At 35.4% G+C, this 12,021-nt stretch carries 8 protein-coding genes; 3 read left to right on the forward strand and 5 right to left on the reverse strand.

Annotated elements, in window-relative coordinates; translation table 11 throughout:
- Positions 1-53 precede the first annotated feature (53 nt).
- Together mnmE and FVB32_RS15455 are read left to right on the forward strand one after the other, a co-directional pair.
- Positions 54-1,424 carry a tRNA uridine-5-carboxymethylaminomethyl(34) synthesis GTPase MnmE gene (gene mnmE / locus FVB32_RS15450; RefSeq protein ID WP_147744727.1) on the forward strand — a complete coding sequence of 457 codons (1,371 nt, stop codon included), beginning with the start codon at positions 54-56 and terminating at the stop codon, positions 1,422-1,424.
- 50 nt (positions 1,425-1,474) lie between these two features.
- Complete coding sequence (locus FVB32_RS15455) at positions 1,475-2,218, forward strand: tyrosine-protein phosphatase (protein ID WP_147744728.1); 744 nt, start codon at positions 1,475-1,477, stop codon at positions 2,216-2,218.
- Here the strand turns inward: FVB32_RS15455 and FVB32_RS15460 are convergent, their stop codons facing one another.
- The 5 genes from FVB32_RS15460 to FVB32_RS15480 all read right to left on the reverse strand — a co-directional run bounded on the left by FVB32_RS15460 (position 2,219) and on the right by FVB32_RS15480 (position 10,660).
- A complete protein-coding gene (locus FVB32_RS15460) occupies positions 2,219-4,603 on the reverse strand; it encodes a GumC family protein (protein ID WP_147744729.1) in 2,385 nt (794 codons plus the stop codon). It abuts the gene before it with no gap.
- A gap of 28 nt (positions 4,604-4,631) precedes the next feature.
- Positions 4,632-5,399 (reverse strand): polysaccharide biosynthesis/export family protein, encoded by a 768-nt coding sequence (locus FVB32_RS15465; RefSeq protein ID WP_147744730.1) that lies wholly within the window; start codon positions 5,397-5,399, stop codon positions 4,632-4,634.
- 55 nt (positions 5,400-5,454) lie between these two features.
- Positions 5,455-7,398 (reverse strand): polysaccharide biosynthesis protein, encoded by a 1,944-nt coding sequence (locus FVB32_RS15470; protein WP_147744731.1) that lies wholly within the window; start codon positions 7,396-7,398, stop codon positions 5,455-5,457.
- Complete coding sequence (locus FVB32_RS15475; protein WP_394348887.1) at positions 7,395-8,528, reverse strand: DegT/DnrJ/EryC1/StrS family aminotransferase; 1,134 nt, start codon at positions 8,526-8,528, stop codon at positions 7,395-7,397. Before FVB32_RS15475 ends, FVB32_RS15470 begins: the two co-directional genes overlap by 4 nt.
- A gap of 617 nt (positions 8,529-9,145) precedes the next feature.
- The gene (locus FVB32_RS15480; RefSeq protein WP_147744732.1) at positions 9,146-10,660 is read right to left on the reverse strand and encodes a pectate lyase family protein; all 1,515 of its coding nucleotides are present in this window, start codon (positions 10,658-10,660) and stop codon (positions 9,146-9,148) included.
- A gap of 313 nt (positions 10,661-10,973) precedes the next feature.
- Between FVB32_RS15480 and FVB32_RS15485 the strand changes: the two genes are divergently transcribed.
- Positions 10,974-11,999, forward strand: a complete 1,026-nt coding sequence (locus FVB32_RS15485; protein WP_147744733.1) for an NAD-dependent epimerase — start codon at positions 10,974-10,976, stop codon at positions 11,997-11,999.
- The last annotated feature ends 22 nt before the right edge of the window (positions 12,000-12,021 follow it).

Here is a 12,021-nt window from a genome sequence, read left to right on the forward strand (position 1 = left end):
TATTTAAATCAAAGGTCTTTAATCCATTAGCACACTTTATGTAATTTTGTCTAATGATAGATCAAGATACCATTGTAGCTTTAGCAACACCATCTGGAACAGGTGCTATTGCTGTAATTCGAATTTCTGGGCCTGAAGCTATTTCTATTTCTGATACTATTTTTCAGTCCATTCGAGGTAAGAAATTGATTCATCAAAAGAGCCATACGATTCATTTAGGTCACATTATAGAAAATGGTAAAATGTTTGATAAAGTTTTGGTTTCCCTGTTCAAAAGACCAAATTCTTATACTGCTGAAGATATCATTGAGATTTCGTGCCACGGTTCACCTTACATTCAACAACAAATCATTCAACTCTTTTTACGGAATGGATGCCGTATGGCTACTGCAGGTGAATTTACCTTACGTGCTTTTTTAAATGGAAAAATGGATTTAAGTCAAGCAGAAGCCGTTGCTGATTTAATTGCCAGTGATAGTGAAGCTGCTCATGATATTGCTATGAAGCAAATGAGAGGTGGTTTCAGTAGTGAAATTGAAAAACTAAGGGAGGAACTTCTAAATTTTGCATCCCTAATTGAACTGGAACTGGATTTCTCGGAGGAAGATGTTGAATTTGCAGATAGAACCCAGTTTGACCAACTATTGAATCAAATCAGTGAAGTACTCAAAAAGTTAATTGATTCCTTTGCCTTGGGCAATGTTATAAAAAATGGAATTCCAATAGCAATTGTTGGAGAGCCAAATGTGGGAAAATCAACATTACTAAATGCATTGTTGAACGAAGAACGTGCCATTGTTAGTGATATTCCAGGTACGACGCGAGACACTGTTGAAGATCAAATAAGCATCAACGGTATTAATTTTCGGTTTGTAGACACTGCTGGAATAAGGGAAACAAAGGATGTTGTAGAAAAAATTGGAATTGAGCGAACCTTTGAGAAGATAGAGGATGCTAAATTGGTTTTTTTTCTGTTTGATAATCCAGCTTTTGATAAAACGGAATTAGAAAAGATTATAAATCAGTATCCGGACAAGAACGTATTACCAATTTGCAACAAGGTAGATGTATTGACTAAGCTACAAGTCGATGAACTTAAGTCTGAAATTCCTGGCATTCTTTTTATCTCAGCAAAAAACAAAATTGGTGTCGCTGAATTAGAAAAAGAACTGCTTTCGCTTATCGACTCTGGCTCCCTCACCGGTGATGAAACCATTGTAACCAATAGTAGACATTATGATGCCTTACTAAAAGCATTGGAGTCCATTCAAAAGGTTAAGGAAGGAATTGATATAGAGTTATCTAGCGATCTTATCTCCATAGACATTAGACAAGCCCTTTTTCATCTAGGCGAAATAACGGGAAGTATTACAACCGATGACCTGTTAGGTAACATTTTTTCAAATTTCTGTATCGGGAAATGATTGTGAGTAAAGAAAGCATATAGCGTATATTTGCAATCCAAATTTTATGCATGTTCAGTTTTTTTCATAAGAAAATATTTTTAGTGGACTACCTTCACGGGCTTGTGGATATGCATAATCATATTCTTCCAGGAATTGATGATGGCGCAAAGACCGTTGAGGATTCTATCAACTTAATAAAGGGGTTTTCAGAGCTTGGGATAACAAATTTTGTTTGTACTCCTCATATTATGAACCACTATTATCCAAACACTCTAAAAACGATAAAACCTTCTTTTGATGCGGTTGTCGCTGAGCTTTCCACCCTCAAAATGGATTACATTAAAATTGATTATTCAGCGGAGTATATGATTGACGATGCTTTTGAAAGCCTATTGGAAGAAAGATCAATAGTTCCATTAAGGGTAAAGTATTTATTAATTGAAATGTCATATTTGCAACCTTCATTCAATTTCGATAACGCCATTACAGACATTGCAAAACATGGGTATTACCCAATTTTAGCTCATCCAGAAAGATATGTTTACTTTCATAAGGAATATAAAACCTACACACACCTTAAAAACCAAGGTATTTTGTTTCAATTAAATTTGATGTCGCTTGGTTCAGAATCTTATGGAACAGAAGTTCAAAAGGTAAGTCAAAAGCTTCTTGAAGACGGATGTATAGATTACATAGCATCTGATGTTCACAATAAACGTCAACTTAATTTACTACGTGAAATTAAAATATCCAATAAAACTCTGAAGCTTATTCTTCCAGTTATTGAAAATACAATCAATGCTTTTTACTAACTAGGAAAAACTCCACCACTTCTTAACGGTTTTTCCATAACCGTAACCATATTTCCCGCCGTACCCCAGATTAGATTGTTTCACATTGTTAACAACAAAGGTCAGACTCTTAAGTTTCCCTTCTTTTTTTAATTTCAAAGGAAAATCCAACACTTTGGATTCTGTAAACCCAGCGCGAGTTACATACAACACATGATCTGCATATTTGCTAATTAGGAGAGTGTCGGTTACAACCATTAAAGGTGCTGTATCGACAATAACATAATCATAGGTCTCAGAAGCTTTTTCAAAAAGTTCCGAAACTCTATCGCTCATTAAAAGTTCAGCGGGATTGGGGGGTATTTTCCCTGAAACAATAACATCAATTGTGGCCGCACTGGTTTTTAAAGTGCTAACTATATCATTGAACAAAACACGTCCGCTAAATAAAAAATTAGTCAACCCGTTAGCGGTGGTCATCTGATCCTTATTATTCTCTAGTCCTGGTAAAAATGTGTTTAACTTTGGGTTTCTAATGTCTGCTCCGATTAGCAGGACCTTTTTGTTGGTATTCGCAAAAATCATTGCCAAGTTGGAAGCTATAAAAGATTTACCCTCACCAGGGGTGGTAGAAGTAACAAAAATGATATTGTTTTTTACTCCATTTTTTTTCGGCTTAATAATGTAATCCAAATTGGCTCTAAGAATCCGCATAGACTCTGCAAGTACGGATCTGTCGTCTTTAAGGACGATTTTTTCCTGTTTCCTTGTTAATCTTGGAATTTCGGCCAATACGGGAACATTTGGAACCAACTTTTCCAAATCCAACTTATTGTGGATTTTATTATCCAACAATTCATTAGTATATATTATGGAAAAAGGGATTAATAAACCTAAAATAAACCCAGCTAAGTATACAATCTTGCTTTTGGGAGAGACAGGAAAAGGGCTAGTGGCATATGCTTGGTCAATAACCTTTGATTTTGGTGCTGCTGATGCAAAAGTAATTTGGGATTCTTCCCTTTTTTGAAGGAGGTATAGATATAAATTCTCTATGGTGTTCTTTTTTCTTGCTATGTCAGTAAGAACCCTTTGGTTTTTTGGTGATTGATATAGCCTTGATTGCGCTTGGGAGAGTTGTTTACTCAAATTGTTCACAGTTAAATCCAAGTTGTTTGTTACATTCCCCAAGCCCGATTGTATTCCTTGTCTTAAGGCATCTAATTGCTCGTTCAGATGTAAAATGGTAGGATGCTTTTCGCCTGTGTCTTCCAATAGTCGCTTTCGTTGCTGAATTAATTCATTGTATTTCTGAGCGGTATTTGCTATCGTAGGATCGGTCAAGCCAACGTTATATGCTATCAAATCGTATCCTTGTTGGTTGTCAACTTCATCCTTCATTGCGGAGGCAATACTTAATTGTACGCTGGCATTTTGGAGTTCTTTTTCACTTGCAGCACTTACGTTAAGATTTAAATTGGCTTGGGAAGCCACATCTGCAAGACCCCTGTTTGACCTAAATTCCTCTTCTGTCTGATCTGCGGAAGCCAAATTGGAATAGATTGCAGTGATTCGATCATCAATGAAGTCAGAGGTTTTATCTGCTATTGCTTTTTTGTCTTCTACGGCATTGTCATTATATTCATCTACCAGTGTGTTTATGATATCTATGGCCTTTTTTTGAATTGGGTCAACTAGTGAAATATTTAATATGTTAGAAAATTCACCGGCAACTGACACTTTTATTTTAGATTGATAAAGTTGTGCGATATCTGAAACAGGGCTGACCTCGACCCTATATTGTTCTTTCGAGTTCCTATTATCAGAATTCCCAGGAATGTTCGGTGTTAATACCATATCTCCTAGGGAGGTGCTAATAATTTTTCCATATTCGAGAGTCCTCATTGGGGCATCTTCGTCCCCTTCCGAATATTTAAAAGTAGTATTATTGGATTGTTCAACAAAAAAAGTAAGCCTCGAATTATTAATTACAGAATCTGGTTCATAGAAATTGATATTGAAAGGAAAAGGTTTCCCATATATTTCTGAATCCACAATTTTTCCCATAGCAAATACTCGGACATTTATGCCCAAATTTTTGACTACTTTTATTAAGTTAGATTTCGAATTTATAATTTCTATCTCATCTTCAACATTGTTTTTACCTCCAGAAATAAAATCCAAATCCCTAAATACACTAAGTTCTGATGAAGTACTTTTTTCATCAATTATCTGAATTTTTGACTGAGCAGAATACTGCGGTATTGAGTACCTAACATGAAGAAATGCCAAGGTCATTATTGAGACAACAGAAAGAGCAAACCACTTCCATTGCTTTATATAAACAATAACAAGCTCCTTCAAATTTATTGAGTTATTTGAATTTCCAAGTCTAAGTTCTCCCATTTAGGTTAAGTTTATTAATGTAGCAATGCTAATTTCTTGTCAACAATACAACGGTTGATGTAATCAAAACAGAAATTATTGAGACTGCTATGGAAGCCCTATTATCTAAATTTGATGCTGTTACTGCTGATCTGTTTGGTTCAACATAAACCACATCATTCTGAGTTAAATAATAAGCGGGGGATTTCATAGCATTTTTAGTTGTCAAATCTATTCTATGGTGAACCTTAGTTCCATCAAAATCGCGTATTACCAAAACGTTATCCCTAATCCCTTTTATTGACATGTCACCTGCAAGTCCTAGTGCTTCCAGTACTGTAATCCGCTCTCCATTAACTTGATAGGTCCCAGGTCTTCTAACCTCTCCTAAAACAGTAATAGTAAAATTCCGCAATCGAATATTGATAATCGGATCCGTTAAATAACCGGCTAGTTTTTCCCTTAATAAAATTCGAACTTCTTCTGGAGATAATCCTTCAACTTTGACTTTTCCAATAACCGGAAAATCAATCTCTCCTTCGTTATCAACAATATAATCAACTTGTTCCGGTCTAACCCCTCCTTCTGCCGAACCTCTATAAAGATTGAAAGGCAGACTTGCCTCTGGATTGAGTGTAGACACATGAATGCTTACAACATCATCGATTTTAAATTTTGGTTGAAATGTATTGTTTTCTACAAGTGTTTCAAAGTTTGCTGCATCTTGGAAGTATATTACATCCCCTTTTGAGGCGCAAGAAAAAATGAGCAATAACATTGAGGCAACAAGTACACCTTTATAAAGTTTTTTTTGCATGTTCATGGTTCAAAGAGGATTAGATTATGCTTTTAGAAATGTAAAAATAATCAAACTATGATTGTAACAAAGCTTTATCCGAAATTTCATTTTTTACATACTTTTCCTCATTCATTTTGTCCAATTCGCATAACTTTGAATTATTGGAAATATATTCTGGCACAATTTCTTTCATTAGCTTTATGGTATCCTTTTTAAAGAAAATATTGGTCACGCATAACTCATTTATTGATGCCCTTACTTTTGCATAATCTAATTCCCTAACCTTGCTTATCAATATCTTTTTATGATACGTTGGCAAGGTATTTTCACCGTTCGCCAATAGTTCTTCAAATAGCTTTTCCCCAGGCCTTAAACCAGTAATCTTAATATCTATGTCCGTTGGATAGTGTAATCCAGATAATCTGATCATATTTTTTGCCATTTCAAATATCCGAACAGACTCACCCATATCGAAAATAAAGATTTCCCCACCTTTGCCCATTGCCCCTGCCTCTAGTACAAGCTGTGAAGCTTCCGGAATCGTCATGAAGTATCTGGTAATATCTTTGTGTGTTACCGTTAATGGACCTCCTTTTTCAATTTGTTTTCGAAATAATGGGATTACAGATCCATTAGACCCAAGGACGTTTCCAAAACGAGTTGTAATAAATTTGGTTTTTCCATGTTGTTGCATGCAACTAATATACATTTCGGCAATGCGCTTGGTTGCTCCCATCACATTTGTGGGATTGACTGCTTTATCAGTTGAAACAAAAATAAATTTGTCTGCGCAATTTTGTAATGCTAAATCCGCAATTACCTTAGTTCCAGCAATGTTAATCTTAATTGCCTCGTAAGAATTGTATTCCATTAGTGGGACATGCTTATATGCAGCAGCATGGAAAACTACGTTTGGTTCATGCTCCTGAAAAATATGATTCATCCTATTCTTATCTCTAATATCTGCAACAATAGGTATGAAATTATGATATCCGTTTTGCTTTAATTCCTGTTGCAAATCATAAAGAGGTGACTCTGCTTGGTCTATAACAATAAGTGACTTATACTGATACTTACAAATTTGTCTAACCAGCTCACTACCTATGGAACCAGCTCCCCCTGTAACCATGACAGTCTTATCCTTTAGTTCGCTTCCAATTTTAGAACTTTGAACATTAATTGGTGCTCTGTCCAAAAGGTCTTCTATCTGTACCTGCTTGATTTGAGAAGCCTTCAGTTCACCATTAATCCAGTCTTCCACAGGAGGTACTATTTTTACCTTCACAGGTAATTCAACTACCTCACTGACTATTTTTCTCAAATCATTAGGTGCAATATTTTGAATTGAAAAGATTATTTCAGATACGTTGTGATATTTAATAAAATCTTCATTCAGCTTTTTAGAATCGAAGACTTTAATTCCATTAATCTGCTTTCCTATTTTTTGCTGATTATTATCCAAATAACCAGTCACCTTTAAACTAATTTTTGAATGATTGATAAGAGTATTGTGGGCAATGATTCCTGATTCACCAGCGCCATAAATTAGAACATTTTTAGTTGGAACTGCGCTACTTTTGCTTAGGCTCTCATAACAAACTTTGAATATATACCTAGATATTGTAAGGACTATAAATGTTAGTAAACTATTAATGATTATGATAGACAAAGGAATGGTAAACCCCTCAACAACATTTGCGTACTTATTGAACACTATTAACGCTATGATACCAATACTTGCAAGGCATGTGGAATTGAAAATGGCGTAAACATCCTTGATCCCAGTATGGCGAACCACTCCTTTATAGCTTCCTGTAACAATAAACGCCAAAAGAAACACCAGAACCACAAGAGGGAGTTGACTCCACAGCATATTCACGTTAAAACTGAAACTGAGATTAAAACGAATAAAATAAGCGAGAATAAAGGAAGTCGCCACAATATTCAAATCAATGAACAAGACAGTCCATTTTGAGGCATAATGACTTCTTTTATCAAAAAAATACTCTTTTATCATCTTAAAACATTCTTGATTATTTCACAAATTCGGTCTAGGTCATTCCTATCTAAATTTGATCCACTTGGCAAACACAATCCCTTTTCAAACAATTCCTCGCTTACACCATTTTTGTAGGCACTGCAATTTTCAAAAATGGGTTGGGAATGCATAGGTTTCCATAATGGACGAGATTCTATATTATGATTCTGCAAAGCCAAGCGAATTTCCTCCCTTGTTTCAAAGGATTGGGTTAAAATGCAGGTCAACCACCTATTGGAATGGCTCTCATCTAATTCGTTAAGAAAACTAAGTTCATGAAAATCAGAAAGGTGGTGATTGTAATATAGGAAATTTTCACGCCTAGCATTGATTCGGTCGTTCAAAACCTCCATTTGTCCTCTTCCGATTCCTGCAAGAACATTGCTCATCCTATAGTTATAACCAATTTGGGAATGTTCATAATGTGGAGCACAATCGCGGGCTTGCGTGGCTTTAAAAATAGCTTTTTCCTTTATATTTTGATTTTTGGAAAGTAAAGCTCCTCCACCTGAGGTTGTAATAATTTTATTCCCATTAAATGACAAAATCCCGATATCCCCAAAGCTTCCACATTGAATACCTTTATAAGAACTTCCCAGAGCTTCAGCACTATCCTCAACTATAGGTATGCCATACTTTTTTGATATTGCGCTAACCTCATTTACTTTATAAGGCATTCCATACAAGTGGACAGCAATAATTGCCTTGGGTTTTTTTCCTAATCGCATTCTGTCTAGAATTGCTTCTTCCAATAGCTCAGGAGAAAGGTTCCAAGTGTCTGCTTCACTATCAATAAAGATTGGATTTGCTCCTAAATAAGTAATTGGATTTGCTGAAGCAGAAAATGTAAAGCTCTGGCATAGCACCTCATCATTACGTTTCACATCTAATAGTTCCAGAGCTAAATGAATTGCCGCTGTGCCTGAACTAAGGCATGCAACATGAATATCTTCTCCAACAAATTCTTCTATTGCTGTCTCAAAATGATTTACGTTAGGGCCAAGTGGAGCAATCCAATTGCTCTTGAAAGCATCATTTACATAATTTAATTCTGTCCCCCCCATGTGCGGAGAGGAAAGCCATATTTTATCTGACACTGCGATATCCAAATTATTTATTTTTCTTCAAAATAACTGCAGCAATTTTGATTAATGAAATAATCTTAAGATTAATCGTTCATCTTAAATTATTCTCGGTATAATGACCAAAATATCTACTGTTTAATTGTAGATATAAATAGAATATTGGTTAGCACTTAGTTTAATCTGGGTTTTTATCCTAAAACTAAATGAGCAAGAAAGATAAATATGGCATTTCTAGGTAATTCTAGTTTTAAACTTTGCTGAATGCACTAAATTGCTAATATTCTAGATACACCTTTGTATATTCCGCTGCTTTAAAGTGGAAGTAGGTGATACTGGGTTTTGTTTAAAACTTATAAAATAAGTAAAGAACGATAAAATTGATATTGTTTACATATTTTGAGAAAATCAGTCTATATGAGACTATATTTATTGGAATCATCCTCAAAAAGGTATTTTTAATCTAAATTAGTTAACTGCTTATATTAAAAAAGGTAATAAACATTACTATCAATAAACCAAATGATAGAGATGGGAAATAATTAGCATACTTGAAAAGTCAAGTTATAGAATAAAAAAAAACGACCTTAAGGTCGTTTTTTTTTTATTCTTGGAAAATATCCAGATCTTCTTTTTCTAGATTATTATTGGAAATCTACACTATTCAAAAATTCCTCAATATTTGTATATCCATCTCCGTCTTCATCTCCATTAGCCGTCTTACTCAAATCTCCATAAGACGAAACCTCCCAGGCATCAGCTATCCCATCCTCATCAGAATCATAACTGGATGGTCTTGTTTCGGAGGGCATTTCTGTGGGCATTATGCCATATGAGGCCTCTTTCAACACTACTTGGTTTGCATCGGTCCGTATTAGATCTATATACTCCTCATCTAAAGAGTCTCTATATATTGAAACACCTCCACTGTTATTAATGTACAAGTGCGCACCTGTATTTTCAACCACATAATTAAGTGCCTCAGAAGCAGTCATCAATGGAGGTATAGCTCCTTGGATAGGCATTTCTGAGTTTACAAACCATTCGGATTTTGGTTGGATAGGACTTGATGAAAACTCCTCCCATGCCATAGAAGAGTTCGCTTTATAACCAGATGGCTCTATATTCTCTGATATATGGTTTCCAGAAGTATATATTCTAGGAGACATATTAGAATTTGTCCATGTTTTGTGCAGGGAGCCGCCTGATGTATTAGGACCAGATTGATAATAATTATTAATTTGGTTTAAAGAGTAATCAAAAGCATCCATTCTAATAGTTCTATGCCTCCAATTGTGATGAACATTATTGATCACATCAAGTTCCACAGCTCCCCCTGCCTTTGGAAAACGCCATCCCACATTGGCCGTGGCATTTCTTAGGACAGAGACACTGCCATAAGCTGTAGCGGTATTGGAACCAACTATCATAGCAGTCTTACATTCACCAAAAAGATTATTTTGTAAAGTAATATTTCCATTGGCAGGATTAGCATCTCCACTTACATCCAAGGCTTCATCCTTTGCATAAGAAAACGAACAATGATCCACTATTACAGATGAACTTCGCGCTATGGTTAGGCAATCTCCGTTGTCACTCTGATGACCATTCCTAAATTTTAAATATCTAACAATGATGTTTTTTGAACTAGCCCACCAAATTCTTCCACCAGTGATAGTGATTCCACCTTCGGGCGCGGTTTGACCAGCAATGGTTACATTACCATATTGCTCACCAGTCATAATCACTCTGCTACTCAAGGAAATTATACCAGAAACGTCAAAAACAATTATTCTAGGACCAGAAGTCAACAAGGCTTCCCTAAAACTGCCCTGGCCACTATCATTTAGATTGGTAACATGTATTACTTGGCCTCCTCTTCCACCTGTAGTATATGCGCCGGCACCATATGCACTTGGAAATGCTTTCAATTCAGAAGCTTTGTCTTCTGGGTTAATAATAGGGCCCTCATCCTCTGTACCATCATCAATGGGATTATCATCAGGATTCGCGGAATCTTCTTCCTTAATTTCTTTATCTATACTATCTTGAACTGCTTCTGTGAACAAATCACTGTCCTTGGAGCAAGAAACTATACTAAATAAAAGAAGGATATATAAAAAGTGCAATCTAAGGGGGTTAATTGATTTTAAGCACATAACATAAGATTTTGGAGAATAAAGTTAATTTTCAATTTTCAATTTTCGACCAAAAGTTTGCTTTTTTCGATGAAATGCAATTTTTTGGTTTAATCTATTTTTTTTTCACCCACTATCTACGTGACAAACTTCCAATTAGATCGTTGAAAAGTTTTTTTTAACAAAAAAATCGATGAAATACGCTCTATACAAAAAAAAATCAATTCTTAATTATTACACTTCAAGCCTCATGAATAAAAACTAAAATTCTAGTTGGAAATAAACATTTATAAGTGATAGATTTGCGGAGCATTTAAACTAAAATTTAGACCTAATGAAAGTTCTTGTAACCGGAGCTGCTGGTTTTATTGGATATCATCTTTCCCAAAACCTCATAAAAAATGGGCATCAAATAATTGGCCTGGACAATATCAATGACTATTACGACATCAATCTCAAGTTTGATCGCATTGAGCAACTGGGTATTGACAGAAAAGAAGCATCCATATATGGTTCTATGGTTCAAAGCGTGACTCATTCAAATTTTAAATTTGTAAAATCTAACTTGGAAGATCGGGGGTTATTACCAAGAATTTTTGAAGCAGAGAAATTTGATGTGGTCTGTAATTTAGCGGCCCAAGCTGGTGTGAGATATAGTTTGGAAAATCCAGAAGCCTATATTGACAGCAATATTGTTGGATTTCTAAACGTACTGGAGTGCTGTCGAAATTACGAAGTCAAACATTTGGTATACGCCAGTAGTTCTAGTGTTTATGGAACCAACAAAGAAATTCCTTTTAGAACAGACCATCGGGTTGACAATCCCATAAGTTTGTACGCAGCTTCGAAGAAATCCAATGAGTTGATGGCCCACACGTACAGTCATTTATTTGGATTTCCTACCACAGGGTTGCGATTTTTTACCGTTTATGGTCCTTGGGGTCGACCAGATATGGCCCTTTTCCTATTCACGGATGCGATAGCCAAAGGCAATCCTATCAAGGTATTCAATAAGGGTAATATGCAACGTGATTTTACCTATATAGATGATATAGTTGAAGGTGTGGTTAGAATTATTGAAAATCCGGTAAACAGTGTGGATAAATCTAGACCACTTTACAAGGTTTACAACATAGGAAATAGCACTTCCGTGAAACTTGATGATTTTATCCAAGCAATTGAACATAACTTAGGCATTAAAGCAGAACGAGTTTTACTACCTATGCAACCTGGGGATGTAGAAAGGACTTGGGCTGATGTATCTGATTTAGAACAAGACTATGACTACATTCCAAACACTCCAATTACCGAAGGTGTAGGCAAATTTGTTAATTGGTATAAGTTACATTATAAACTCTAGCGATCTTGGGTAAAAAGTTGGC

This window comes from Flagellimonas hymeniacidonis (assembly GCF_008040165.1).
Lineage (GTDB): Bacteria > Bacteroidota > Bacteroidia > Flavobacteriales > Flavobacteriaceae > Flagellimonas > Flagellimonas hymeniacidonis.

Excerpts from the sequence above, each read along its gene's own strand:
- mnmE (WP_147744727.1), top strand. The coding sequence starts at position 54 with ATGATAGATCAAGATACCATTGTAGCTTTAGCAACACCATCTGGAACA.
- FVB32_RS15455 (WP_147744728.1), top strand. The coding sequence starts at position 1,475 with ATGTTCAGTTTTTTTCATAAGAAAATATTTTTAGTGGACTACCTTCAC.
- FVB32_RS15460 (WP_147744729.1), bottom strand. The coding sequence starts at position 4,603 with ATGGGAGAACTTAGACTTGGAAATTCAAATAACTCAATAAATTTGAAG.
- FVB32_RS15465 (WP_147744730.1), bottom strand. The coding sequence starts at position 5,399 with ATGCAAAAAAAACTTTATAAAGGTGTACTTGTTGCCTCAATGTTATTG.
- FVB32_RS15470 (WP_147744731.1), bottom strand. The coding sequence starts at position 7,398 with ATGATAAAAGAGTATTTTTTTGATAAAAGAAGTCATTATGCCTCAAAA.
- FVB32_RS15480 (WP_147744732.1), bottom strand. The coding sequence starts at position 10,660 with ATGTGCTTAAAATCAATTAACCCCCTTAGATTGCACTTTTTATATATC.
- FVB32_RS15485 (WP_147744733.1), top strand. The coding sequence starts at position 10,974 with ATGAAAGTTCTTGTAACCGGAGCTGCTGGTTTTATTGGATATCATCTT.